The organism is Labedella endophytica, from assembly GCF_003990045.1.
In the GTDB taxonomy this organism is placed as follows: Bacteria; Actinomycetota; Actinomycetes; order Actinomycetales; family Microbacteriaceae; genus Labedella; species Labedella endophytica.
In genome coordinates, this window is the sequence record NZ_RZGZ01000001.1 from 274,053 (window position 1) to 299,530 (window position 25,478).

The 25,478-nt window shown below is 69.8% G+C and carries 24 protein-coding genes; 17 read left to right on the plus strand and 7 right to left on the minus strand.

What is annotated here, in order from left to right; genetic code table 11:
- Nucleotides 1-18: 18 nt before the first annotated feature.
- From ELQ94_RS01295 to ELQ94_RS01310, 4 genes are all read left to right on the plus strand, one after another.
- Nucleotides 19-1,392, plus strand: a complete 1,374-nt coding sequence (locus ELQ94_RS01295; RefSeq protein ID WP_127046394.1) for a dihydrolipoamide acetyltransferase family protein — start codon at nt 19-21, stop codon at nt 1,390-1,392.
- A gap of 496 nt (nt 1,393-1,888) precedes the next feature.
- Entirely contained in the window at nt 1,889-3,175 is a 1,287-nt protein-coding gene (locus ELQ94_RS01300) for a quaternary amine ABC transporter ATP-binding protein (RefSeq protein ID WP_127047234.1), read from the plus strand.
- Nucleotides 3,172-4,128: an ABC transporter permease gene (locus tag ELQ94_RS01305; protein ID WP_127046396.1), complete on the plus strand. Its 957-nt coding sequence runs from the start codon at nt 3,172-3,174 to the stop codon at nt 4,126-4,128. The genes ELQ94_RS01300 and ELQ94_RS01305 overlap by 4 nt, the downstream gene beginning before the upstream one ends.
- 87 nt (nt 4,129-4,215) lie before the next feature.
- Complete coding sequence (locus ELQ94_RS01310) at nt 4,216-5,106, plus strand: glycine betaine ABC transporter substrate-binding protein (protein WP_127046398.1); 891 nt, start codon at nt 4,216-4,218, stop codon at nt 5,104-5,106.
- A gap of 204 nt (nt 5,107-5,310) precedes the next feature.
- Here the strand turns inward: ELQ94_RS01310 and ELQ94_RS01315 are convergent, their stop codons facing one another.
- Entirely contained in the window at nt 5,311-6,111 is an 801-nt protein-coding gene (locus tag ELQ94_RS01315; RefSeq protein WP_127046400.1) for an alpha/beta fold hydrolase, read from the minus strand.
- 167 nt (nt 6,112-6,278) lie between these two features.
- Here ELQ94_RS01315 and ELQ94_RS01320 point away from each other — a divergent pair, with 167 nt between their 5' ends.
- The 4 genes from ELQ94_RS01320 to ELQ94_RS01335 all read left to right on the plus strand — a co-directional run bounded on the left by ELQ94_RS01320 (nt 6,279) and on the right by ELQ94_RS01335 (nt 9,835).
- Nucleotides 6,279-6,938, plus strand: coding sequence for an NADPH-dependent F420 reductase (locus ELQ94_RS01320; protein ID WP_127046402.1), 660 nt, complete (start codon nt 6,279-6,281; stop codon nt 6,936-6,938).
- A 154-nt stretch (nt 6,939-7,092) separates the two neighbouring features.
- On the plus strand, nt 7,093-8,103 hold the full coding sequence (locus ELQ94_RS01325; RefSeq protein ID WP_127046404.1) for a metal ABC transporter substrate-binding protein: 1,011 nt from the start codon (nt 7,093-7,095) through the stop codon (nt 8,101-8,103).
- Between the two features lie 53 nt (nt 8,104-8,156).
- On the plus strand, nt 8,157-8,999 hold the full coding sequence (locus ELQ94_RS01330) for a metal ABC transporter ATP-binding protein (protein WP_208007495.1): 843 nt from the start codon (nt 8,157-8,159) through the stop codon (nt 8,997-8,999).
- A complete protein-coding gene (locus ELQ94_RS01335) occupies nt 8,996-9,835 on the plus strand; it encodes a metal ABC transporter permease (protein WP_127046408.1) in 840 nt (279 codons plus the stop codon). Before ELQ94_RS01330 ends, ELQ94_RS01335 begins: the two co-directional genes overlap by 4 nt.
- 21 nt (nt 9,836-9,856) lie before the next feature.
- Here ELQ94_RS01335 and ELQ94_RS01340 read toward each other — a convergent pair whose 3' ends face one another.
- Both ELQ94_RS01340 and ELQ94_RS01345 read right to left on the minus strand, forming a co-directional pair.
- Nucleotides 9,857-10,453, minus strand: coding sequence for a MarR family winged helix-turn-helix transcriptional regulator (locus ELQ94_RS01340; protein ID WP_127046410.1), 597 nt, complete (start codon nt 10,451-10,453; stop codon nt 9,857-9,859).
- Nucleotides 10,450-10,662, minus strand: coding sequence for a hypothetical protein (locus tag ELQ94_RS01345; protein WP_127046412.1), 213 nt, complete (start codon nt 10,660-10,662; stop codon nt 10,450-10,452). Before ELQ94_RS01345 ends, ELQ94_RS01340 begins: the two co-directional genes overlap by 4 nt.
- 213 nt (nt 10,663-10,875) lie before the next feature.
- On the opposite strand from ELQ94_RS01345, the gene ELQ94_RS01350 reads away from it, so the two are divergent.
- On the plus strand, nt 10,876-11,280 hold the full coding sequence (locus ELQ94_RS01350; protein WP_127046414.1) for a Fur family transcriptional regulator: 405 nt from the start codon (nt 10,876-10,878) through the stop codon (nt 11,278-11,280).
- Nucleotides 11,281-11,469: 189 nt separating this feature from the next.
- Here ELQ94_RS01350 and ELQ94_RS01355 read toward each other — a convergent pair whose 3' ends face one another.
- Nucleotides 11,470-11,961 carry an FBP domain-containing protein gene (locus tag ELQ94_RS01355; RefSeq protein WP_127046416.1) on the minus strand — a complete coding sequence of 164 codons (492 nt, stop codon included), beginning with the start codon at nt 11,959-11,961 and terminating at the stop codon, nt 11,470-11,472.
- A gap of 385 nt (nt 11,962-12,346) precedes the next feature.
- On the opposite strand from ELQ94_RS01355, the gene ELQ94_RS01360 reads away from it, so the two are divergent.
- The 3 genes from ELQ94_RS01360 to ELQ94_RS01370 are packed head-to-tail and all read left to right on the plus strand — an operon-like array spanning nt 12,347 to nt 14,956.
- Nucleotides 12,347-12,700 (plus strand): PadR family transcriptional regulator, encoded by a 354-nt coding sequence (locus tag ELQ94_RS01360; RefSeq protein ID WP_127046418.1) that lies wholly within the window; start codon nt 12,347-12,349, stop codon nt 12,698-12,700.
- Nucleotides 12,697-14,100: a hypothetical protein gene (locus ELQ94_RS01365; RefSeq protein ID WP_127046420.1), complete on the plus strand. Its 1,404-nt coding sequence runs from the start codon at nt 12,697-12,699 to the stop codon at nt 14,098-14,100. The genes ELQ94_RS01360 and ELQ94_RS01365 overlap by 4 nt, the downstream gene beginning before the upstream one ends.
- Before the next feature lie 43 nt (nt 14,101-14,143).
- The gene (locus ELQ94_RS01370; RefSeq protein WP_127046422.1) at nt 14,144-14,956 is read left to right on the plus strand and encodes a DNA-formamidopyrimidine glycosylase family protein; all 813 of its coding nucleotides are present in this window, start codon (nt 14,144-14,146) and stop codon (nt 14,954-14,956) included.
- 12 nt (nt 14,957-14,968) lie between these two features.
- Here the strand turns inward: ELQ94_RS01370 and ELQ94_RS01375 are convergent, their stop codons facing one another.
- Entirely contained in the window at nt 14,969-16,300 is a 1,332-nt protein-coding gene (locus ELQ94_RS01375; RefSeq protein ID WP_127046424.1) for an aspartate aminotransferase family protein, read from the minus strand.
- A 158-nt stretch (nt 16,301-16,458) separates the two neighbouring features.
- On the opposite strand from ELQ94_RS01375, the gene ELQ94_RS01380 reads away from it, so the two are divergent.
- Nucleotides 16,459-18,000: a PucR family transcriptional regulator gene (locus tag ELQ94_RS01380; protein WP_166404619.1), complete on the plus strand. Its 1,542-nt coding sequence runs from the start codon at nt 16,459-16,461 to the stop codon at nt 17,998-18,000.
- A gap of 59 nt (nt 18,001-18,059) precedes the next feature.
- On the opposite strand, the gene ELQ94_RS01385 is transcribed toward ELQ94_RS01380, so the two are convergent.
- Nucleotides 18,060-19,571 (minus strand): CoA-acylating methylmalonate-semialdehyde dehydrogenase, encoded by a 1,512-nt coding sequence (locus tag ELQ94_RS01385; protein ID WP_127046428.1) that lies wholly within the window; start codon nt 19,569-19,571, stop codon nt 18,060-18,062.
- Nucleotides 19,572-19,771: 200 nt separating this feature from the next.
- Between ELQ94_RS01385 and ELQ94_RS01390 the strand changes: the two genes are divergently transcribed.
- The 4 genes from ELQ94_RS01390 (at nt 19,772) to ELQ94_RS01405 (ending at nt 23,717) form a co-directional block, all read left to right on the plus strand.
- The gene (locus ELQ94_RS01390; RefSeq protein WP_424976763.1) at nt 19,772-20,824 is read left to right on the plus strand and encodes a permease; all 1,053 of its coding nucleotides are present in this window, start codon (nt 19,772-19,774) and stop codon (nt 20,822-20,824) included.
- Entirely contained in the window at nt 20,814-21,725 is a 912-nt protein-coding gene (locus ELQ94_RS01395; RefSeq protein WP_127046430.1) for a TIGR03943 family putative permease subunit, read from the plus strand. The genes ELQ94_RS01390 and ELQ94_RS01395 overlap by 11 nt, the downstream gene beginning before the upstream one ends.
- Complete coding sequence (locus ELQ94_RS01400) at nt 21,715-23,190, plus strand: hypothetical protein (RefSeq protein WP_127046432.1); 1,476 nt, start codon at nt 21,715-21,717, stop codon at nt 23,188-23,190. The genes ELQ94_RS01395 and ELQ94_RS01400 overlap by 11 nt, the downstream gene beginning before the upstream one ends.
- A 62-nt stretch (nt 23,191-23,252) precedes the next feature.
- On the plus strand, nt 23,253-23,717 hold the full coding sequence (locus ELQ94_RS01405) for a hypothetical protein (protein WP_127046434.1): 465 nt from the start codon (nt 23,253-23,255) through the stop codon (nt 23,715-23,717).
- A gap of 102 nt (nt 23,718-23,819) precedes the next feature.
- On the opposite strand, the gene ELQ94_RS01410 is transcribed toward ELQ94_RS01405, so the two are convergent.
- Entirely contained in the window at nt 23,820-25,229 is a 1,410-nt protein-coding gene (locus ELQ94_RS01410) for an MFS transporter (RefSeq protein ID WP_127046436.1), read from the minus strand.
- Nucleotides 25,230-25,478: the final 249 nt, after the last annotated feature.

Sequence of the window (25,478 nt, forward strand, 5' to 3'; positions counted from 1 at the left end):
CAGCACAGGAGTCATCGCATGAGCGAGCAGAACATCACCCTTCCGGACGTCGGCGAGGGCCTCACGGAGGCCGAGATCGTGTCGTGGCACGTCGCCCCCGGCGACCGCGTGGAACTCAACCAGGTGATCGTCGAGATCGAGACGGCCAAGTCGCTCGTCGAACTCCCGTCTCCCCTCGAGGGCGTCATCGGATCCGTGCTCGCGGAGGAGGGCCAGACCGTGGAGGTCGGGTCCGCGATCGTCACCGTGCAGACGGACGGGCCGGAATCCCCCGCTCCCGCAACGGTGACCACGGGGCTCCAGGCCGCCGCGACGCCCGACCCGGCGACCCCCGCCCCCGCCGTCTCCTCGGTATCGGCCGAGGCGGAGAGCGCCACGGCCGACACCGCGTCCACGATCGCTCCGTCGAACGAGGGGGAGGGGTCCGTGCTCGTCGGCTACGGGACGGGTGGTCACGCCTCGTCCCGTCGTCGCAAGGGTCTCGCCGCTCGCCGGCCCACGCCCCCCGCGTCGGTCCCCGCCGCGTCTGCGGGTCCCGTGATCGCGAAGCCCCCGATCCGCAAGCTCGCGCGCGATCTCGGGGTCGACCTCGCCGAGATCGAGGGGACCGGTCTCGCGGGTGAGATCACGCGCGACGACGTCGTGCGCCAGGCCAGCCAGGCGAGCGTCTTCCGTAACATCGAGACGCCCGAGTGGGGCGACAGCCGCGAGGAACGCATCCCGGTGCGCGGTGTCCGCAAGGCGATCGCGAACGCGATGGTGTCGAGTGCGTTCAGCGCCCCGCACGTGAGCCTCTTCGTCGATGTCGATGCGACGCGCACGATGGAGTTCACCCGTCGCCTCAAGACCTCCCCTGACTTCGCCGGCGTGAAGGTGTCGCCGCTGCTCGTCATGGCGAAGGCCATGATCTGGGCTGTGCGCCGCAACCCGATGGTCAACGCGACCTGGACCGACGAGGAGATCATCGTCCACCACTTCGTGAACCTCGGGTTTGCCGCCGCGACCCCGCGCGGACTCCTCGTTCCCAACGTCAAGGACGCGCAGTCGATGAGCCTCCTGGAGCTCGCGAAGGCCCTCGAGCAGAAGACGCTCGAGGCGCGCGACGGAAAGACGCCGCCGGCCGACATGAAGAACGGCACGATCACGATCACGAACATCGGCGTCTTCGGCATGGACACGGGGACCCCGATCCTCAACCCCGGTGAGGTCGGCATCGTCGCCCTCGGCACGATCAAGCAGAAGCCGTGGGTCGTCGACGGCGAGGTCCGCCCCCGCTTCGTGACGACCCTCGGGGCATCCTTCGACCACCGTGTGGTGGACGGGGACGTCGCGAGTCGTTTCCTCGCGGACGTCGCATCGATCATCGAGGAGCCGGCGCTGCTGCTCGAGTGACTCCGTCGGGCGCGCGATATGCCGCCGTTGAACCCGACCGACGCTCGGTTTCTGTCACGTCTCGGTAACGATCGGCGAATGACCCGATGAGAACTGGTTTCACCACCGTCTTCGGGGGTGCAGACAAGCTGTCAAGGGCTGTTTTCCGGACCCTCCGGTTCGCTATCCGGACAGTGGGTTGTTAGCGTTGACGAGGCCCGCATGGGTCGAAAACTGAGTCCGCGAGTGCTCGGGGTGTCCCCAGAGGAACACCCGAGCGAACGTATGGCGAAGGCGTCGGACCGGTCCCATGATCGGTCCAGCGATCGTCCCGATTCGCCGTGACCCGAGCGCCGGAGCTTCCTCCCGAGGAAGACGCGCGCCGTCACGGCTTGATGGGCGAGGCGATCGCACACGACCTCCCGCCCGGGCGAGACCAGAAGAACCGCGGGGCGTGATCCGTCGTGCGTGTTTCGGAGAATCTGTGACCAACGACGTCGCCATTCGGGCGGACAGAATGTACAAGGTCTTCGGGCGACGCCCGAAGGAAGCGGCCAAGCGCCTCGCCGACGGTGCCGACCGATCCACCGTCGCGAGCCTCGGAACGGCCGCGGTCATCGATGCGAGCTTCGAGGTCAACGTCGGCGAGATCTTCGTCGTCATGGGGCTGTCCGGTTCCGGCAAGTCGACCCTCATCCGGATGCTCAACGGACTTCTCGAGCCGACGTCGGGCTCCGTGAAGGTCTTCGGCACCGAGGTCGCGGGCGTCTCCGAATCGGCCCTCCGCGAGGTGCGCCGGAAGCGTGTCTCCATGGTCTTCCAGCACTTCGCCCTCCTGCCGCACCGCACCGTCATGGACAACGCGGCCTACGGCCTCGAGGTCCAGGGCGTGCCCGTCGCCGAGCGCCGCGAGCGGGCCCAGCGTGTGCTCGACCGCGTCGGCTTGGCCGGCTGGGAGGACAAGTTCCCCGGCCAGCTCTCCGGAGGAATGCAGCAGCGCGTCGGCCTCGCCCGCGCCCTCGCCTCCGACACGGACATCCTCCTCATGGACGAGGCGTTCTCCGCCCTCGACCCGCTCATCCGCCGCGAGATGCAGGAGCAGCTCGTCGAACTCCAGCGCGAGCTCGGCAAGACGATCGTCTTCATCACCCACGACCTCAACGAGGCGATGTTCCTCGGCGACCGGATCGCCGTCATGCGCGACGGTCGCATCGTGCAGCTCGGAACGCCGGACGACATCCTGACCGACCCTGCGAACGACTACGTCGCGCAGTTCGTGCAGGACGTCGACCGCGCTCGCGTGCTCACGGCGGCCGGCGTCATGGAGCCCGCGCGCTCCGTCGTCTCCGCGACGGCGGGCCCGCGCGCCGCCCTCCGGACGATGCGCGACCTCCAGACCTCGGCGGTCTTCGTCGTCGGCAACGGCCGCAAGCTCCTCGGCGTCGTGCACGACACGGACGCGCTCAAGCTCGTCAAGCGCGGCGAGAAGGACCTCATGCCCATCGTCCGCACGGACGCCGCGACCGTCACCGGGGAGCAGCACCTCGTCGACCTCTTCGAGCCGTCCGCCGAGAGCCCGCTCCCGGTGGCCGTCGTCGACGATGCCGGCCGGCTCCTCGGAGCCATCCCGCGCGTGACCCTCCTCGCCGCCCTCGGCAACGTGACGAGCAGTGCCATCACCTCGGAGATGGCCGTCGTCGGACCGGCGCCGACGGTGCCCGTCGACGTCATGACCGAGACGCTCCGCGAGACGGCGGACCTCGCCGGCGAACCGGAACCGTCGATCGAGGGGAGCCGCGCATGAACGACCTCCGCCTCCCCATCGGCGATTGGGCCGAAGACGTCGTCGACGTCATCACCGACGTCTTCCAACCGCTCTTCGACGTCATCCGCACGATCTTCCTCGGTCTCTACGACGGGGTCGACTGGGCGCTCTCGACGCCGCCCTTCTGGGCGGTCATCATCGTCGCCGCGGCCATCGCGTTCTTCGTGAAGGGTTGGAAGCTCGCCGTCGGGTCCGTGCTCGGATTCGTCCTCATCCAGCTCGTCGGACAGTGGGAGAACGCGATGGACTCGCTCGCGCTCGTCCTCGTCGCGGGCCTCGTCGCCGTGGTCGTGAGCGTGCCCGTCGGTATCCTCGCCGCCCGCTCGCAGACCGCGTCGACGATCGTGAAGCCGATCCTCGACTTCATGCAGACGATGCCGGCGTTCGTCTATCTGATCCCGGCACTCATCCTGTTCCGCGTCGGCGTGGTTCCCGGGATCGTCGCGACGATCATCTTCGCGATGGCCCCGGGTGTGCGCCTCACGGAGCTCGGCATCCGTGGCGTCGACCGCGAGGTCGTCGAGGCCGGTCAGGCGTTCGGCGCCTCGCCCGGACGTATCCTCCGCCAGATCCAGCTGCCGCTCGCGCTCCCCACGATCATGGCCGGCATCAACCAGGTCATCATGCTCGCGCTGTCGATGGTCGTCATCGCCGGAATGGTCGGTGCCGGTGGACTCGGTGGCGAGATCGTCGCGAGCCTCAACCGGATCGACATCGGTCTCGGCTTCGAGGCGGGGCTCTCCGTGGTGATCCTGGCGATCTTCCTCGACCGCGTGACGGCGTCGTTCGGAACCAAGGGCGCGAAGCGCTCGGCGAAGAAGTCGGTGGACGAGAAGCCGGCGGCGAGCGGCACGGACGAGTCGCGCGACGCGCAGGACCACGCCGAGCGGATGGTCGTCGGTGGTCCGAGGAGGGCCCCCACCGGCGGTTGAGACCGCCCCCGGCTCACGCCGACCCCACCGGCTGACGCCGGCCCCCAGAACCCCCACCCCCGCGCACCAGCGGGACGAAAGGAAACAATGAAGAAGAACAGCAAGGTCGCCATCGCGGCGATCGCCACAGCAGGACTTCTCGGCCTCGCGGGTTGCGCGGCCGACGGCGACTCCGCCGGAGGCTCGGAGGAGTCGAAGGACATCACCATCGCCGTGTTCAACGGCTGGGACGAGGCCGTCGCAACGAGCGAGCTCTGGAAGGCCGTGCTCGAGGAGCAGGGCTACAACGTCGAGCTCGAGTACGCCGACGTCGCACCCGTCTTCGCGGGACTCGCCTCCGGCGACTACGACATGACCACGGACGTCTGGCTCCCCGGCACCCACGCCTCGTACCTCGAGGAGTTCGGTGAGGACATCTCCGACCTCGGCGCGTGGAACGACGAGTCGAAGCTCACGGTCGTCGTGAACGAGGACGCGCCGATCGACTCCCTCACGGAGCTCGCGGACAACGCTGACCTGTTCAACAACACCATCGTGGGCATTGAGCCGGGCGCCGGCCTGACGCTCGCCATGGAGAACGAGGTCATCCCGGGCTACGGCCTCGAGGACATGGACTTCGTCACCTCGTCGACCGCCGCCATGCTCACCGAGCTGCAGACCGCGACGGATTCCGGCGAGAACATCGTCGCGACCCTGTGGGACCCGCACTGGGCCAACACCGCATACCCGGTGAAGGAGCTCGAGGACCCCGAGGGCGCTCTCGGCGGCACCGAGTCGCTCCACACCTACGGCAAGATCGACTTCGCGGACGAGTTCCCCGAGGTCGCCGGCTGGATGGGTGACTTCCAGATGGACCTCGACACGCTGTACTCGCTCGAGCAGGCCATGTTCGTCGACTACGACGGCGACGACTACGCTCCCGTCGTCGAGCAGTGGATCGAAGACAACCAGGACTACGTCGACGGCCTCACGAGCTGATCGATCTTCCTGAACGTCACCCTCTCCCGGGTGGACGCAAAACGCGGGTGTCGCACGTCGACACCCGCGTTTCGCGTCCACCCGGGTGGTTCTCTCTTCCGGAGTTGTCACGAATCGCGGTGGCGGGCGCTCCGGAGGCGCGTTTTGCGTCCACTCGGATGGTGCGGGGTGGGAGAGCACGGGCGAAGCGCCGCCCCCGTGGCGTCAGCGGCTGGCGGCGAAGGAGGCGATGGTGAAGCGCGCGAGCTCCTCGGCCATGGGCCCGGGCTCCCAGGAGTGGTGGGCGCCGGGCATGACCTTCGTGACGGCGCCCTCGATCGACGCCGCGATGTCGGCGGACGAGGCGATCATCTCGTCGAAGGTCTGCTCACCGTGCATCGTGAGCACGGGCACGCCGATCTCGGCGAAGAGCTCGGAGTGGGGGGCCGACGCGGCCCAGAGCAGCGATTCCGCATCCGCGCGCTGACTGACCACGGCGGCGACCATCGCCGGGTAGTCGGGCGACTGCTTCGCTCCGGCTAGCCATTCCGGGGGCATGTCCTTCATGTACCACTCGAGCGCCGGCTCGAGTTCACCGGCGTCGAGGAGTCGGAGGAACTCCGTCGCCCACGCCCGGGCCTCCGCAGGATCCCCGGCGATCGGCGCCTCCCAGAGGGCGAGACCCACGACGGGCAGCCCGCTGACCGCCGCCGCGAGGGCGATCGAGCAGCCGGAGGAGTGACCGCAGAGCACGGCGAACCCGCCGGCCTCCTCGATGAGGGCGGCGAGCGTCTCGAGCTCGCGGTCCAGGTCGAGCACGCCGTCGGCCTGGGTCTCTCCGCGACCCAGCCGATCGAACACGATCGTGGTGATGCCGCGTTCCGCCGCCCGCTCGGCGGTCTCCGTCGTGACGGCGTCTCCCGCACGGGACGGACCGGCGCCGGCGATGAAGATGAGGGCTGGACCCTCTCCGGTGCGGTCGTAGGCGACGCGGTCGCCGCGGGGTGTCGTGAGGAAGTGGGTCATCGGTGCCTCGTGCTCGTCGTGGTGCGGGGAGGTCTTCAGTCTTCTGCACGCCACCGACACGCGATAGGGGGAGGCGCGGTTCGGGCCGATGGAATCCCGCACCTGGGTGGTCCCTGCGAGTCGACCGATCGCGGAATGGGAGGGACCCGCGCCTCGTTCCCCCGAGTATGACCAATACAGGACTCTCGACCATCGGTTTCATCGGTTCCGGCAACATCGGCGGGCAGCTCGCGCGGCTCGCGGTGGGTCACGGGTACTCGGTCGTCATGAGCAACTCGCGCGGTCCCGAGACACTCGCGAAGCTCGTCGACGAGCTCGGTCCGGGCGCCCGCGCGGCGACGCCCGACGAAGCGGCTTCGGCCGGCGACATCGTAGTGGTGACCGTTCCCCTCAATGCGTACCGGTCCGTTCCCACGGTTCCTCTCGTCGGCAAGGTCGTCGTCGACACGAACAACTACTATTTCGAGCGCGACGGTCGGATCCCCGAGCTCGACGAGGCGCGCACGACGGTGTCCCAGATGCTGCAGGACCACCTGCCGTCGTCCACCGTGGTCAAGGCGTTCAACAACATCACGGCGGCGGATCTCACCGCGGCCGGCTCTCCGAGCGGTACGGAGGGACGTCGGGCGCTCCCGATCGCCGGTGACGACACGGATGCGAAGCGGCTCGTGTCCACGCTCATCGACGAGTTCGGCTTCGACGCCGTGGACGCCGGGACCCTCGCCGAGAGCTGGCGCTTCGAACGCGACCAGCCGGCGTACGGCGTCGCGATGACGGCGGAGGAGATCCCCGGCAAGCTCGCCGCCGCCACGCGCACCGAGGCCTGAGGCTCCGCCCTCACCGCCTCCCTCCAGACACCCGCGATGTGCGGACATCCGTCCTCGAGAACCCGAACTCGACGACGGATGTCCGCATGTCGCCGGGCTTTCCGACGATCTGCGGTTTTGATAATGAGTGTCAATAGCGAGTAGAGTCATCGCCATGACCCGTCGACTTCCCGCCTTCCTCCTCGCCGTTCCCGTGACCGCCCTCGTGCTCGCGGGGTGCGCCTCCGGCGGGACGGCCGGTTCCACGGACGACGCAGACACCGGCGGTGGCGGCCTCACCGTCGTCGCCTCGACCAACGTCTACGGCGACATCGCCCAGACCATCGGCGGCGACGCGGTCGACGTGACGAGCATCATCGACTCGGCCGCGCAGGACCCGCACTCCTACGAGGCCACGGCGCAGGACCAGCTCACGATCTCCAACGCCTCCCTCGTGATCGAGAACGGCGGCGGTTACGACCCCTTCATCGACACGCTCGTCGACGCAGCAGGGGCGGACGACCTCGTCGTCCTCAACGCCTCCGAGCTCTCCGGCCTCATGCCCGACGACGAGCACGCCGACGAGGACCACGCCGAAGAGGACCACGCCGAAGAGGACCACGCCGACGAGGGTGGCGACCACGAGGGCCACGACCACGTCGAGGGCTTCAACGAGCACGTCTGGTACAGCATGGACGCGATGGATGCCCTCGCCCACGAGATCGCGCACGAGCTCGGCGAGCTCGACCCCGAGAATGCTTCGACGTTCGAGGACAACTACGACGCCTTCGCCGCGGAACTCGGCACGATCACGGCCTCGGCCGAGGAGATCGCCGCCGCACACGGTGGCGAGAGCGTCACCATCACGGAACCGGTGCCGCTCTACCTGCTCGAGTCCGCCGGTCTCGAGAACGTCACCCCCGGTGACTTCAGCGAGGCCATCGAGGAGGGCACCGACGTCTCCCCGGCCGTGCTCGCCGAGACGCTCGGTCTGTTTGAAAGCGGCGACGTCGCGCTCCTGGCCTACAACGACCAGACCTCGAGCCCCGAGACCGAGCGGGTCCGCGAGGCCGCGGAGGCGGCGGACGTGCCCGTCGTGAATTTCACCGAGACCCTGCCGGACGGCGACTCCTACATCGAGTGGATGACCGCGAACCTGACGGCGATCTCCGACGCGCTCGCGTGACGAGGGACCCCCTCGCTGCACGTCGCGCCTCTCCGAGGGTGTTGGATGGGGGAGTGGACGACGGACGACGGGAGCGCGCTGACGTGCTGCGCCTCGAGTCCGCGTCGCTGGGATTCGGGCGCCGCACCCTGTGGGACGGCCTCGACCTGAGCGTGCGCCCCGGCGAATTCCTCGCGGTGCTCGGCCCCAACGGCTCCGGCAAGACGAGCCTCTTGAAGACGATCCTCGGCCAGCAGCGCCTCGATTCCGGCCGTGTCCTTCTCGACGGCGGCCCCGTCCATCGCGGGGACCGACGCATCGGCTACATCCCGCAGCAGAAGCTCGTCCCCGCCGGCACGCCCATGCGCGGTCGCGACCTCGTGGCGCTCGGCGTCAACGGTCACCGCTTCGGATTCCCGGTCACGCGGAAAGGCGAGCGGGAACGCGTCGACGAGCTCCTCGACTCGGTTGGCGCCACCGGATACGCGGATCGTCCCGTCGGGAGCCTCTCGGGGGGCGAGCAGCAGCGGTTGCGGGTGGGGCAGGCCCTCGCCGACGATCCTGTACTCCTTCTCTGCGACGAGCCTCTCCTGAGCCTCGACCTCGCGCACCAGCGCGGGGTGTCCGACCTCATCGACCGTCGTCGTCGCGAGCACGACACGGCCGTGCTCTTCGTCACCCACGACGTGAACCCGGTACTCGACAAGGTCGACCGCATCCTCTACCTGGCCGGCGGGCGTTTCCGTGAGGGAACGCCGGACGAGGTCCTCCGCTCGGAGGTCCTCACGGACCTGTACGGCTCGCCCGTCGACGTGTTCCGCTCCCGCGGGCGCATCGTCGTCGTGGGGATCCCGGACGCCGAGACGCACGACCACCACGACCACCACGCGGACGAGCATCCGGAGGCCCACGGATGATCGATCTCGACACCTACGTCCAGCTCCTCGGCCTCGTGCAGAACTCGATCATCGCGGGAGCCGTGCTCGGTCTCGTCGGTGGTCTCGTCGGCGTGTTCGTGATGCAGCGCGACATGGCGTTCGCGGTGCACGGCATCAGCGAGCTCTCGTTCGCCGGGGCGGCGGCCGCGCTGCTCCTCGGCGCGAACGTCGTCGCCGGGTCGCTCATCGGGTCGCTCGTCGCCGCGATCCTCATCGGGGTGCTCGGTGCGCGTGCTCGAGACCGCAACTCCATCATCGGAGTGCTCATGCCGGCGGGGCTCGGCCTCGGGATCCTGTTCCTGGCGCTCTACCCCGGCAGGAGCGCGAACAAGTTCAGCCTGCTGACGGGACAGATCATCGCCGTCGACTCGCCGCAGCTGGCGTGGCTCATCGGGATCTCGATCGTCGTCCTCGTCTGCCTGCTCGTGATCTGGCGACCGCTGACCTTCGATTCCCTCGACCCCGAGGTCGCCGCCGCCCGGGGCGTTCCGACGCGGTTCGTCGCGCTCGCATTCATGGTGCTGCTCGGTCTCATCGTGGCCGTGTCGGTGCAGATCATCGGTGCGCTCCTCGTGATGGCACTCCTCGTGACACCGGCCGCCGCCGCGCTGCGCGTGTCGTCCTCCCCGGTGCTCGTCCCCGTGCTCGCGAGCGTCTTCGGTTTCGTCTCGGCGGTGGGCGGCATCCTGCTCGCGATCGCCGGCTCGCTGCCGATCAGCCCGTACATCACGACGATCTCGTTCCTGATCTACGTCGTCTGCCGCCTCGTCGGCGGGCGCACGCGCTCCCGACGTCGGCTGGCCGCCGCCGTCTGACCCGTCCACCTCCCCGGGAGGTCAGGGGCGAGGGTCTCCGCGGCCGGAATTGTGCTCGCGGACGGCCTCGCGGAGTTCGTCGTCGAGGCTCTGCGACGCGTGCACGGCCGAGACCATGCCGCCGAGGAACTTCGCGACCGCGGCGAGTTCGTTCTCGTCGAGACCGTCGACGAGCGCGATCATGCGCTGGTGCATCGCGCCGAGGGTCTCGCGCACCTCGTTGTCGCTGTCGATCGTGGGTACGACGATGACCGCGCGTCGGTCGTTCGGGTGCGACTCGCGGCGGACGTGTCCGCTCTTGCTGAGCCGATCGACGAGCGCCGTGACCGATGCGGACGTCACCCCGAGCGTGCGGACGAGGTCGCGCTGCAGCACGATCCGATCCTCACGCTGCGCCTTCAGCAGGTAGCGGAGCGCGATCAGGTCGGTCTCGTTCATGTTCATGGACGACCGTGTCCGCGCCCGCATGTCCGCTTCCGCCGTCCGGTAGCGGCGGAGGAGGTTGAGCACGTCGACGCTCGTGGCTCCGCGGTGCTGCGGGTACCAGTATCCGGACGACGGCTCCCTGGACGATTCCTCGGCAGGACGACCGTGGGACGCGGACGACTCGTCGGTCATGCCGCGGTCCGTGCGTAGCGCGGGCGCCGGCCGATGATCCCGGACCAGCGCCGGGTAGTGCCGGCGAGAGCGCGCTGCGCCTCGGACACGGTCGAGAAGGTGCCGACGACGGAGCCGTCAGCGGTGCACGCGACGATACGGTCGGCACCCGACCAGATCATCGGCTGCCGCGGGACGGGACGCGTGTCCATCGGTATGACGATGTTCATGGCTTCTCCTCGCCAGGTCACTAGCTAGACGGTCTAGCGAGTTGCTTGTCTTCAGTAAACCTGACGATTCGTAGCGGTGCAACGGGGTCGCTCCGAGCCTGAAAGGGTTCGACCTGGACGATCGGGTCGGCTTCTCGCGCCTACCGGCCAGGACCACGAGTGCGGTCCGGCGGCTATCCTGGTGGGACGGACGACGGGCCGTGAGGAGTGGTGATGGCGAAGCGGAACACGTGGCAGCGGGAAGCGGTGCGCGAGGCGCTCGATGGCGCCAACGGTTTCATCAGCGCGCAGTCCCTGCACTCCCAGTTGAAGGGCGGCGGATCGCCGATCGGACTCGCGACCGTGTACCGGGCCCTCGCCGATCTCGCCGGTGACGGCGCGGCCGACTCGCTCCAATCTCCTGAGGGCGAGAGCCTCTACCGGGCCTGCGAGACGTCGGGCCACCATCACCACCTCATCTGCCGCTCGTGCGGCCTCACCGTCGAGATCGAGGCGAACGAGGTCGAGCGCTGGGCCGTCGCTCAAGCGTCGAAGCATGGCTTCACCGAGGCGCAGCACGTCGTCGACATCTTCGGCCTCTGCGCCGAATGCACGGCGAAGGCCGCTGCCCTGGCTTAGATCCTTCCCCTCGCGCATTCCTCGCTACGTACCAGCGCTCTCTCCGGCGACGTGCGGACGTCTCTTCCCGACGTGCGGACTTCGGCCCCCGATCCGCTTGTATCAGGGGGCGGAAGTCCGCACATCGGCGGAACGAGCGACGAATGTCCGCACCTCGAGCGCGCGCGTGGCAGGCTGCGCGGAGAGGCGTCAGGCGTCGCGGGCGATGTCTCCTGCGAACGATGCGACGCGCGAGCGCAGCACCTCGATGCGGTGTTCGCGGGCGGCCTCGCGGTCGAATCCGAGGTACGCGGACGGCGGAAGAACGCGCACGTTGCGCGAGCACTCGAAGTTCGCGCACACGAGGGTCGCGACCGTGTCGCCGTTGCGACCTGCTCGGCCCGAGCGGCGGGCGCTGAAGAGGACGACGTCGTTCGGCAGTGTCACGTCCTCGCACCAGGAGCACTGGGCGCGGGCGCCGGGACGGTCGCCGCTCTGGCGGAGGAGGATGCCGACGGGCTCGTCGCCGAGGTGCGTGACGACGTAGCCGACCGCAGGCGCCTTGGGGTCGCGCCAGCCGAGGTAGTCGAGCTTGTCCCAGTCGAGCTCGACGAGATCGAGCGGCGGGACGATCGCGTTGCGCTCACGGAGTGAGGCGTTGACGACGGACGAACGGATGTCTTTTTCGGTCAGGGGACGCATGGGAATGCCTTTGCTGTCGATGTCGCCGCCCGGAAGGCGGCGCGAGTGAATCGGGTGGGCGGATCCGCGCGGCGGCCGGACGGCGCGCTCGACGAGCGGACCCGTGACGCGGCGCCTGGCGCACGCGACCACGAGACGAGGACAGCGTTACCTGCCGCCGGCGATCGAGACGCCGACGACCTCCGATCGCCCGGAGGGCATCGAGGAGCACGAGGAGGGATTCACGGGACGAGTCTAACCCCGCCCTCGACGCCCGGGGGAGTCCTCGAGGGCTGCACTTTCATTCGACGGTGGCAGGTCCAACGCGCGCCCTCGCTCGGGAGTAGCCCAGTCGGGGATACTCTGTCCGTTGTAATACTCAGTCGGGTTGAGTATGGTCGCCTTCATGAACGACGACAGGGAACTGAGCGAGGCCACCTTCTGGATCCTCTCCGCACTCGCCGGTGGGCGACGCCACGGGTACGCGATCCTGCAGGAGACGCTCGAGGCGTCCGAACGGCGCTCGACGCTCAAGGTCGCCACCCTCTACGCCGCGCTCGAACGGCTGGCCGCGACCGGGTGGGTCGCGGCCGACGGCGACGAGGTCGTCGACGGACGTACACGGCGTTACTTCCGGCTGACCGACCCCGGCCGTGAGCGGCTCGAGACCGAGGTGGAGCGGATCGAGCAGCGCGCCCGTTTCGCTCGGACGAGGCTCCGTCCGGGATTCGCATCGGTCGCGATCGGCGGCGCGTGGTGAGCGGCGGACTCGAGGGACGCTACCGTCGTTTGCTGCGCGCGTATCCGTCCGCCTGGCGTTCCGAGAACGAGGAGGTCGTGCTCGGCCTGCTCGACGTCGCCGAGGCGGAGGGGCGGGAGCGCCCCGCCCCGGGGGAGCGGTGGGTGCTGGCGACCGACGGTGTGGCCCACCGGCTCGATCGACGCGTGTCGATCGTGGCAGCGGTGACGGCGTTCGGGGCAGCGACGGCCGGTGCTGCCGCGTACCTGTTCGCGGCGGTGGAGCTCGCGTCCATCGGGCTCGGCTGGCTCGCCTCGGCTCTTCTGCTCCTGATCGTTCCGATCGGACTCGTCGTGTCGGTCTCGGCCCTCCTGCGCTCGACGCATCGCGTCGGCCCGCGCTCGGCTCTCGCGGCGATCTTGTTCGGGGCGCCCTCGTCCGGTGCGGCGTTCGTCGCCGCCGTCCTCTGGTCCGTCGGCTTCGAGGCAGCGGACGCCGGCCGGCCGACGAGCGAGGCGGAGAATCTCCTCCTGCTGGGCTGTGTCGTCGTCGCGTGGGTGCTCGGGGCCGCGACCATCTGGGTGCTGTCACGCCCGCTCGTCGGGCGAGGCGTTCTTGCGACCGTCGGAGGTCTCGCCGCGGCTGTCGTCTCGACGCCCATCATCGGGTTCGCCCTCTTCTCACCCCTGACCGGCATCGTGTTCGCCGCCGGGGCCGTCGTTCTCGCGCTGGTCGCGGGCCGGACCACGACGGCGCGGACCACGACAGGCCAGGCGGACGCCCCCAGGGTCCAGGCGCCCCCGGACGTGCCCCCGGCGAGCCTTCCCGGCTACGTGATGGGGACAGCGCCGCTGGCATCGGGTTTCCGCGGGACGCCGCTGCTCACCGCGGCACTCGCTGCGGGTCTCGTGGCCGTGGTCGTCGCCCTCACCGGCAGCCTGTGGCTCCCCGCACTCGACGGCACGGAGGCGATGAATCTGGGCCTCGGTCTCGGCAGCCTGGCCGCCGCGGTGACGGTCGGCGTCGCCGCTCTCGCACTCGTGCGCTCCGGGGCGCTTCCGTGGCCCGGAGCCGTCGCGGCTGTCCTGGGTCCGGTCGTCACGGGAGGCGGCCAGCTCGTGGCCGGGATGACCGGCATCGATCCCTGGACCTTCTGGATGATCGGTTCTGCACTCGTCGGTGTCGCGGTGGCGACCCTCGTGGCGCGCTTCGTCCGACGGCGGTACCCGGCAACCGGGCGGATCGCGGCCGTGGCGTCCGGTGTACTCGCCGGGCTCGGGTACGCGGTGATTCCTGGGATCGTGGTCACGGCCTATCTCCCGTTCATCGCCCCGATCGTCGCGGGAATCCTGGTGTTGTCCCGTCGGGGCCGGCGCAGGACGCCGCGTGAGCTCTCGCCGACGTTCACGCCGAGCTTCTAACCCCGGTCGCGGCACCGTCGGTGGTCCCGCTTAGGCTGCGATCGTGCCGGAAGGGGACAGCGTCTACCGGCTCGCGAAGCGATTGCGCGAGCCGCTCGACGGGCGTGCCGTCGCGTCGGGGGAGCTGCGGTCCGGGGCGGCGGCGGGCACGCGGCTCGACGGATGGACCGTTCTCGGACACGACACCCACGGCAAGCACCTGCTCACGCGGTTCGATTCCGGATTCACCCTGCGCACCCATCTGAAGATGCAGGGTTCCTGGTCGGTCACGGCGGCCGGCAAACGCGTGCCACGTGCGATCGAGCCCGAGGTCCGCATCCGGATGCGGATGGACTCCGGGCGGACGGCGTGGGGTGTCGACGTGCCCGTCGTGGATCTCCTCCCCACCCGCGACGAGCATCTCGCGATCGGGCACCTGGGCCCGGATCCCCTGCGCGCGGACTGGGACGCCGACGAGGCGACGCGGAGGCTCGAGTCGCGACCAGAGCGGCCTGTTGCGGCCGCGCTCCTCGACCAGCGCAACGTGGCCGGCTTCGGCAATCTCTGGGCGAACGAGCTGTGCTTCCTCCGCGGGATCGACCCGGTCACGCCGATCGGCGCGATCGACGTGCCTGCGCTGCTCGCCGTGGGAGCGCGGGCGCTCACGGTGTCGGCGACCGTCCCGAACATGTACCAGACCACGACCGGGTCGACGCGTCGCGGTGAGCGCCACTGGGTCTCGGGTCGCGCCGGCCGGCCGTGCCTGCGATGCGGCACGACCATCCGCGTGCGTGCCGAGGTGCCGGGCGACCCGGAGCGGCGGCGCACCTGGTGGTGTCCGTCGTGCCAGCCGCTGCGCGGTGAGTCGGAAGGATGAAGCGCAGTCGACCTACAGCGCGGCGAGGGCCTCGTCGATGATCGCGACGCCGCGGCGTGCCTCCTCGTCCGTCACCACGGCCGGCGGCACCACGTGGATGCGGTTCTCCGAGATGAACGGCAGGAGCCCGCGCGACAGGAGGTCCGTCTTGAAACGCCCCATCGTCGCGGCGTCGAGCGGGGTGCGCGCCTCGCGGTCCGAGACGAGTTCGACGGCCCAGAAGACACCCGTGCCACGCACCTCGCCGACGATGTCCTGGCGGGACAGGGCGGCGAGCGCCGGAGCGAGCACGTCCGCGCCGATGCGCTTCGCGTTCGTGACGACGCCCTCATCCTCCATAGCGGTGAGGGCGGCGACGATGCTCGCGGCGGCGAGCGGGTGCCCCGAGTAGGTGAGGCCGCCGGGGAAGACGCGCTCGTCGAAGTGGTGCGAGATCGGGTCGGAGATCACGACGCCGCCGACCGGCACGTAGCCCGAGTTGACACCCTTCGCGAAGGTGATGAGGTCGGGGCGCACGTCGAACGCGTCGAACGCGAACCACTCGCCCGTGCGGGCGAAGCCGGCCATGACCTCGTCGAGGATGAGGAGGATGCCGTAGCGGTCGGTGATCGCGCGCACGCCGGCCAGGTAGCCGGGCGGCGGCACGAGGATACCCGCGGTGCCGGGGATCGTCTCGAGGAGGATCGCAGCGATCGTCTGGGCGCCCTCGGCCTGCACGACGCGCTCGAGGTGATGGAGCGCGCGCTCGGCCTCCTGCTCGGGCGACTCCGCCCAGAACTCGCTGCGGTACAGGTACGGCCCGAAGGCGTGCACGTGGCCCGTGGCGTACTCGTTCGGCATGCGCCGCCAGTCACCCGTCGCGACGATCGCGCCGCCCGTGTTGCCGTGGTAGGAGCGGTAGTGCGAGATCACCTTGTCGCGGCCCGTGAACAGGCGAGCCATGCGGATGGCGTTCTCGTTCGCGTCGGCACCGCCGTTCGTGAAGAAGACCTTCGAGAAGCCCTCGGGGGCCCGCTCGAGCACGAGGTGCGCGGCCTCGGCGCGGGTGTCGTTCGCGTGGGCTGGCGCGACGGTCGTGAGACGCGCGGCCTGCTCCTGGATCGCGGCGACGACCTTCGGGTGCTGGTGACCGATGTTGACGTTGACGAGCTGGCTCGAGAAGTCGAGGTACTCCCGGCCGTCGACGTCCCACACGGTGGAGCCGAGACCGCCGGCGAGGGGGAGGGGCGCGAGGGAGCCCTGGGCGGACCAGGAGTGGAAGACCGAGCTGCGGTCCGCTTCGGACACGGAGGCGTTCGTGGCGGTGGACGTCGCTGCGGGGGACGTCGGGGAGGTCGTGGTCATGGCGAGCCGGTCCTTCGGAAGCGTCGGTCGGGGGATGTGTCCATGAAACCGCGTTCCGTCGCGTTCGGCGGTGGCGGATCTGTCGATACGATCGGAGTCCGATCGACAAATTGCAACCGAATGGACCGGTCGGGCTGGTCGCGATGAGGGAGGTGGACGTGCCGACGACACTGCGTGCGCTGCTCGCCGCTCCCGCGTTCCACCTGACGCTGCTCGCGGGCGCGGACCCGGCCTCGCCCGTTCTCGACGAGCCGCTCCTCTGGGCGCACAACTCGGATCTGCTCGACCCGACCCCGTGGCTCCAGCCCGGCGGGCTCCTGCTCACCGATGGCATGCATCTGTCCGCGGATTCGGACCCGGTCGAGGTCGACGCGTACGTCGGCCGGCTCGTGGAGAGCGGGACGCGGGCCCTCGGCTTCGCCACGGGGATCATCCACGACGAGGTCCCGGCCGTGCTCCGCGAGGCGAGCGCGCGGCGCGGGTTACCCCTGCTCGAGGTCGCGGACCGCACGCCGTTCATGAGCATCATCCGGCACGTATCCGACGTGCTCGCGGCCGAACAGCGCGAGCGCCTCGAATCCTCCCTCGACGCCCAGCGGGCCATCGCGCGGGCGGCGCTCCGGCCCGACGGGCTCGGCGCGATCCTCACCGAGCTCGAGCGGCGACTCGACTGCTGGGTCGCGCTCTTCGATTCGATCGGCAACCGCATCGACGTGCGCACCCGGATCGCGATGCCGGCGGAGGCCGAGGTCGTCGTCGAGGACGCCGTGCGGGCGGCGCTCGCCCGCGGCAACCGGTCGAGCGCGCGCGTGATCGTCGGCACCGACGCGGTCACCGTGCAGACCGTGGGGCAGCGCGGGCGGATCCGCGGGGCGCTCGCCGTGGGGACGGCCGCGCCCCTCGACGCGGCGGGCAGCGATCTCGTCGCGAGCGTCATCGCCCTCGCGAGCATCGCGCTCGAGCAGAGCCGCACGGTGGAGACGGCGCGACGTCAGCTCCGTTCGGGGCTCCTCGAACTGCTCCTCGCCGGAGTCATCGATGTCGCCGGCCGCACCGCGCAGCGACTCGGAGCGCGACTGCCCGAGGCGCCCGTGCGGGTCGCGGTGCTCGGGGCCGCGGTCGAAGGCCAGTCGCTGCTCGACGAACTCGAGCTGCTCGCGGGCGAGGACGCCGGTCGCGTCTTCGTCGCCGAGCGGGATGTCGAGGTGGTCGCGGTCGTGGGAGCGGAGGATGGTGGAGCGCTCGAACGGGTCCTCGCCCGCCACGCGATGCCCGTGGGATTCTCGGCCCCCATCGCGTGGGACGAGCTCCCGCGCGGCCTCACCGAGGCGCGGCAGGCTGCGGCGCGGACCCGACCCGATCAGCCCGTCGTGCGCTTCGAACGCCTGGCCGACGAGGGCATGTTCGGTGTCCTCCGCGCGAGTGGCGCCGACTCCGTCGCGCGGCGGCTGCTCGCCCCGCTGCTCGCTCTGCCCGAGAACGAGCGCGACATGTACGTGCGCACGGCGACGGTGTGGCTCGCGCACAACGGTGCATGGGACCCGCCGTCGAAGGAGCTCGGCGTGCACCGCCAGACGCTCCGCAACCGCGTCACCGCGCTCGAGACGCTACTCGGTCTCGACCTCGGGACCTTCCCCGCCCGCACCGAGCTCTGGTCCGCCCTCCACCTCCTCTTCCCCACCCCCTCCTCCCCCCACTGACAATCCCGCGGGTGCTCGAGAATTCGTGCACCCGCGGGATTTTTCAGGGGGAGAGAGGGTTAGTTCTGGGGGAAGCCCAGGTTGATGCCGCCGTGGGACGGGTCGAGCCAGCGCGAGGTGATCGCCTTCTGCTGCGTGAAGAACTTCACACCCTCGGCACCGTGCGCCTTCGTGTCGCCGAAGAGCGAGTCCTTCCAGCCACCGAACGAGAACGTCGCGACGGGAACGGGGATCGGAACGTTGATGCCGATCATGCCCACCTGGACCTCGTTCTGGAATCGGCGGGCCGCCCCACCGTCGTTCGTGAAGATCGCCGTGCCGTTGCCGAACGCTCCACCGTTGATGAGGGCGACGCCCTCCTCGTACGTCTGCACGCGCACCACGGACAGCACCGGTCCGAAGATCTCCTCGGTGTAGGCGCGCGACGTCGTCGGCACGTTGTCGAGCAGCGTCGGTCCGAGCCAGAAGCCGTTCGGGTCGCCGTCCACCTCGATGCCGCGGCCGTCCACGACGACGCTCGCGCCGTCCTCCTCCGCGATACCGATGTAGGAGGCGACCTTGTCGCGGTGCACCTCGGTGACGAGCGGGCCCATGTCGCACGAACGACGGCCATCGCCGACCTTCAGGGTCGACATCTTCTCGCTGATCTTCGCGATGAGGTCGTCGGCCACGGGCTCGACCGCGACGACGACGGAGATCGCCATGCAGCGCTCGCCGGCGGAGCCGAAGCCCGCGTTGATCGCACTGTCGGCGACGAGGTCGAGGTCCGCGTCGGGCAGGACGAGCATGTGGTTCTTCGCGCCGCCGAGGGCCTGGACGCGCTTGCCGTGCGCCGTGCCCGTCTCGTAGACGTACTTCGCGATGGGGGTGGAGCCGACGAAGGAGATCGCGCGCACGTGCGGGTGGGTGAGGAGCCCGTCGACGGCCTCCTTGTCGCCGTTGAGCACCGTGAAGACGCCGTCGGGAAGACCGGCCTCCTTCCACAGCTTCGCCATCCAGAGAGCCGCGGACGGATCCTTCTCGCTCGGCTTCAGCACCACGGTGTTGCCGGCGGCGATCGCGATGGGGAAGAACCATGCCGGCACCATGGCCGGGAAGTTGAAGGGGCTGATGATGCCGACGACGCCGAGCGGCTGCTTCGTCGAGTACACGTCGATGCCGGTGGAGACCTGCTCGGAGTACTCGCCCTTGAGGTGGTGGGCGAGGCCGGTGGCGAACTCCACGACCTCCTGGCCGCGCGAGATCTCGCCGAGGGCGTCGGAGACGACCTTGCCGTGCTCGCTCGTGATGATCTCGGCGAGCTCGCCCTTGCGCTCGTTGAGGAGCTCGCGGAAGGAGAAGAGGATGCTCTGCCGCTTCGCGAGCGACATGTCGCGCCAGGCCGGGAAGGCCGCGTGCGCCGAGGCGATCGCCTTCTCGATCTCGGACTGGTCGGCGAGGGCGACGTGCTTCGTCGCGACGCCGAGCGCCGGGTCGTAGACGGGGGCGGTGCGCCCGCTCGTCGAGGGGGATTCCGCTCCGTCGATCCAGTGGGGGACGACGGGGAGGTCTGTGGGGGTGTTGGTCGTCATGATCTCTCTCGCGTGGGAAGGCGTCGGACGCTGGCCGCATCGAGGTCCACGTTAGTTCGATCGGTTTGTCCTGACAATGTCGATTTGTCGAGTCGCGACGGTGCTCGAGCGACAAATTGTCGGTCAGGCATGCGGGAGCCGGTGCCCGACGGGTCCTCCCTCCCAGAGAGAACCGATGTCCTGGCGGCTACCCTGGACTGGTGCCAGCCGACCCCTCGAGAACGACCACGACAGCGGTGCCGCCGTCGGACTCCGCTCGAGCGACGGTCCGCAACCCGTCGGGCTCCTGGCGCACCCCGGCGATCGGCGCGGGGATCGTGCTCCTGGTCCTCGTCGCGATCCGGGCGCTGAGTCCCGAGCAGCTCGACCTGCCCCAGGCCTTCAACGACTTCTTCACGCTCACGCTCAGCGTGCTCATCGAGTCCCTGCCGTTCATCGTGCTCGGCGTGTTGCTCTCGATCCTCGTCCAGGTGTGGTTGCCCGCCGGGGTGATCGAGCGCTACCTGCCCGCGAACCCGGTGTTGCGGCGCGCGTGCATCTCGCTGCTCGGCATGCTCCTCCCCGTGTGCGAATGCGGCAACGTGCCGCTCGCCCGCGGGCTCATCATGCGCGGCTTCACGGTGCCCGAATCGATCACGTTCCTCATCGCCGCGCCGATCCTGAACCCGATCGTCATCGTCACGACCCACGCGGCGTTCGGGTGGGACAGCGGCATCCTCGTGTGGCGCATCCTCGGCGGTTTCGTGCTCGCGAACCTCATCGGCTGGATCTACAGCCGCCACCCGCGCCCCACGTCGCTCCTCACCCCGGCCTTCGAGGAGGCGTGCCGCCGCGAGGAGCACACCCACGGCACGCGCCTCGGTCGCAGCGTCGAGCAGTTCCAGACGGAGGCGCGCGCCGTGATGCCGGCCCTCATCATCGGTTGCTCGCTCGCCGGCGCCGTGCAGGTACTCGTGCCGCGCTCGGCCCTCGTGGCGCTCGGCACCAACCCGGTGCTCTCGGTCGCGGCGCTCATGCTGCTCGCGCTCGTCATCTCGATCTGCTCGAACGTCGACGCCTTCTTCATCCTCAGCTTCGGCTCGACCTTCCTCCCCGGCGCGATCGTCGCATTCCTCGTGCTCGGCCCCGTCGTCGACGTGAAGCTGCTCGCCCTCATGCGCACGACCTTCACGACACGGACGCTCACTCAGATCACCCTGATAGCTGTGCTCTTCACGGGAGCACTCGGTCTGGTGGTGAACCTTGTCAGCTGACACCGGACGTCGGGACGCCGCCCGTGACCGAGCCATCGGGACGGACGGATCGGACGAGACGAATGAGCGCGGCTCCCGCTGGCTCGGGGCCGGCCTCATCCTCGTCATGAGCGTCTGCGCGCTGTGGCTCACGGTGACCGGGCAGCTCGCGATCTACGTGAACCCGGGGAACACTCCCTTCATCGCGACGATGTCGTCGATCGCCGTCGTGCTGAGCGTCGCCGTGCTCGCCCGCCCACGGGTGCGCCACGACCACCATCACGAGCACGAGCACGACCACGAGCACGAGCATCCTCACCTCGACGACCTCGTGCACGAGGTCGACGGCTCCACGTCCGCACTCACGGGGGATCCCCGCCCCACCCGCCGCGTGCTCTCCGGTGTGCTCGGGGTGGCGACCGCCGCGTTCTGCGCGATCTTCGCGCTCGCGTTCCTCGTGCTCCCGCCGCGCGCGCTCAGCGCATCGGTCGCCGAGATCCGCGACGTCAACGGTGGACTCCTGCTCACCGACGCGACCGACCAGACCGTGCAGCTCGCCGCGGACGCCGACTACTCCACCTACGGCCTGCGGGAGTGGGCGGCCCTGCTCCGGCAGAGCACGCACCCGGAGAGCCTCATCGCGACACCGTTCGAGGCCATCGGTTTCGTCACGGCGAGCGACGAGTCGGAGGACTCCTTCGTCCTCACGCGTTTCGTCGTGAGCCATTGCGCGATCGACGCGCAACCGGTGGGCGTGACGGTCTACTCCCCGGGCTGGGAGGAGCGCTTCGAGGTCGGCGCGTGGGTGACCGTGGACGGGTCCTTCGCGACCGCCCCTGACTCATCGGCGGGGAGCCCCGTCTCAGTGGCGCCCGAATCGGTGGACCCGACGCCCGAGCCGGACGTCCCCTATGAGTACTGAGGTCCGCGGGGGGACGGAGGCGCGCGGGATCTCGCGGGCGCGGAACGGGCCGGGCGCGACGGGTGACCGGGCGCGCCGCTCCGAGCAACGCCGCCGGACAGTCTTCCGTCGCACCCTCGCCGCGACGATCATCGCCCTCGTGGTCGTCGCCATCGGCGCCGGAGCGGTGGGTCTCCTGCAGGGGCCGCAGCTCGCGCGCGTGGACATCGACGTACCGTCGACCGTCAGCGACTCGGGCGCTCGCCTCATCCTCTACGCCGACCGGCCGGTGCGTGAGATCTCGGCCGACGACGTGACGGTCGAGCCCGCCGTGCCGATCACCGTGCAGACGGAGGGCACATCGATCCTCGTGCGCTTCGACGCGGTGCTCGAGTACGACACCGATTACTCGGTGACCGTCACGGACGTCCGCTCCCCGGGATCGACGCCGCTGTCGACGTTCGACTACGCCTTCACGACCGGCGAACCGCCGCTCTACGTCCTGCAGCGGGACGACGCGGGCGACGATCACATCGTGCGCACCGACATCGCGGGGTCCGACCCCGAACCCGTGTTCACGGCGCCGCGCATCCAGCAGTTCGAGCTCATCGGCGACGAGATCGTCGTCGCGACCATCACCGACGACGACCATTCCGAGTTGCTGCGTGTGCCCGTCGGCGGCGGGGACCCGACGGAGATCCCGCTGCCGGGCGACGGGCGCCTCGAGCAGCTCCAGTCGTCCGCGCGCCAGTTCCTCGTCGGCTTCCTCTACTCGCAGGACGCGGGGACCGCGACGAGCATCGAGAGCGGGCTCTACGTCGTACAGCTGAAGGCCGGGAACGAGCCGCAGCGCGTGGAGGCGACGGGAGCGGACGAGACCAACGTCACGCAGTGGTCCTTCGTCCCGTCGACGACGTCGGTCCTCCTGCGGACCTTCGACGACGAGCTCGTGGCGGCCGATGTCGTGACCCCGGGGGACCCCCTCATCCTCGGCAACGCGCTCCAGATCCAGGGCTTCGTCGCGGGCGAGCAGACCGCGATCATCGAACGTGTCGACGCGATCGTGCTCGTCGACCTGCTCACGGGCGACGAATCCCCGTTCCCGGTGCCGTCCGACGTGGTCGGCACGCCGGGCGAACTCGCCTCGCTCTCCGCGACGGGGTACGCGCGCATCTACTCCGACTACGACCTCGAGAGCGGCGCGCTCACGCAGTCCGTCGTGCTCGTCGCGAACGGGGTCTCGCGTGAGCTGTACCGCGTGAACGACGGAAGCTCGTCGGTGCTCCAGGTCTGCGCCTCGCCGAACGGGCAGTTCGTCGCTGTGGTCGAGGCGCAGGACCAGGCGGAGCTCGGCAGCGACCTGTACCCGATCCTCCCGATGCCGCGCGGCACCTCCACACTCATCATCGATCGGGCGAGCGCGGAGGTGCGGTCCTCCGTCGACGGCTTCGACCTCCCGTGGTGCGCGCGTCCGCCCACGGACTAGGCGGCGCCCGGTTACCCTGGGGTCAGCGGCCATCGTGCCGCACGAGGATCTCAGGGGGACTCATGGACAAGCGACCGTTGCTCGTGACGTCGGCGCTCGCGCTGGTCATCGCGCTCGCCGGATGTGGGAACGGGACGGCCGGGTCCGTCTCGACCGACGCCGCCACCTCGACACCGAGCATGACCCCGAGCGCCACGGCACCGGCTCCGTCGGTGTCTCCCGAGCCGACCCCGGCGCCGACCGAGACGACGGCTCCCACGCCCGCAGCGACGTGGACCGGCGAGACGGCCTACGATGCGTGCATCGCCTTCCACCGGAAGAAGACGGAGGCCGCCGGGTTCGACCCCGACGCCTCGACGTGGAACGACTACAGCCCCGAGGTCGTCCGGCAGAACGGCGACCAGTGGACCGTCGACCTCATCGGCACGGTGACGGCTGACAACGGAACGACGAACGAGGGTGTCTTCTCGTGCGCCGTCGCGGGGACCCCGGCCTCTCCGCGGGTCACGGAGTTCACGGGCGGCTGATGCCCGCCCTCCCGCCCTTCCGGCCCGGCCACGCCGGCCCTCACGAGGCCCGAGGGCGCCACGGAGAGCTAGTGCCCTCGGGACCTGGCCGACGCCCTCGGATCAGCTCTGCGGAGCCCTCACCGACGGCATGATGATGCCGGCGGCGATCGTCGCGACGGCCGCGACGACCACGGCGAGGAAGACCGCGCTCGAGCCCGCCTGCACGGCGGCGGCCGATTCCTCGCCGCCCGACCGGGCGATGATCGAGTTGGCGATCGCCCCGAAGATCGCGACGCCCACGGCGCTGCCGATCGAGCGCATGAAGAGGTTCGTGCCGGTGACGACGCCACGCTCCTCCCAGTCGACGGACGACTGGGCGGCGATGAGCGTGGGGGTGGCGACGAGACCGAGCCCGAGTCCGACCACGAAGCACGACGCGGCGACGAGCCACGGGCTCGGTGTCTCCGCCGTCGTCCACAGCATGACGGCCCCGATCACCGAGATGGCGAGACCGATGAGGGCCGTGGGGCGGAAGCCGATCCGCAGGTAGATCTTCCCCGATTGCGAGGCGGCCACGGGCCACCCCAGGGTGAGGGCCGCCACGGCGAGACCGCCGATGAGCGGGGTCGCGTCGGCGGAGACCTCGAGGAACGTCGGGACGAACGAGGTGAGCCCCACGAGGATCGCGCCGACGCCGAGGGAGATGAGCGAGGTCGTCGTGATGAGTCGGCGCCGGAAGAGCGACAGGGGCAGCACGGGTTCGGCCGCGCGGTGCTCGATCAGTCCGAAGATCACGAGGAGCACGGCGCCCATGGCGAACGATCCGATGCTCTGCCATGAGTTCCACGCCCATGCGTTCCCGCCCTCGAGCACGGCGAGGATGATCAGGGTGAGCGCGACGGTGAGGACGGAGGCGCCCGCGATGTCGACGCGGTGCGTGGTGCGCTCGATGCTCTCCTTGTGGTTGCGCTTGATCATGAAGGCGGCGAGGAGGCACAGGGGGATGTTGACGAAGAAGATCCAGCGCCAGTCGAGGTACTGGGAGAAGAGCCCGCCGAGGGTCGGGCCCACGACGGAGGAGATCGCCCAGACGCTCGCGAGGTAGCCCTGCGCCTTGGCCCGCTCGCGCACCGAGTAGATGTCACCGGCGATCGTGACCGAGACAGGGAGCACAGCGCCGGCTCCGAGTCCCTGCACCGCCCGGAAGATGATGAGGGAGGTCATGTCCCAGGCGAACCCGCACAGGATGGAGCCGACGAGGAACAGACCGATGCCCGTGAGGATGATGGGGGTGCGGCCGATCGTGTCGGCGAGTTTCGCGTACACGGGTACCGAGACCGCCTGCGCGAGCAGGTAGATCGAGAACAGCCACGGGAACTGCGCGAAGCCGCCGAGGTCGTCGACGATCGACGGCACCGCGGTCGCGATGATCGTGGACTCGATCGCGATGAGCCCCGTCGCGAGCATGAGGGCGACGAGGATGGGGCCGCGATCGGAGCGGAAGCCGACCTGAGCGTCGGTGGAGGTCATGGAGTCGTTCCGTCGAGAGTGTGCACGAGAACCCCAACGTACCCGGGTCTCCCGCATTCCCCAGGGGGCTACTCCCGAGCGAGGGCGCCACCTAGAGGTGGCGCCCTCGGGGTGGACATGTAGCCCTCGATGGTGGTCCTCGGGGCCCGCCGAAGAGTGGCAACCATCTCGGATCCCGCGCCCACCTGTCGTCCACAGGGTGGATTCGGTCGAGAGATCGACTCCTTTTCCGGATACCGTCCGAATGTC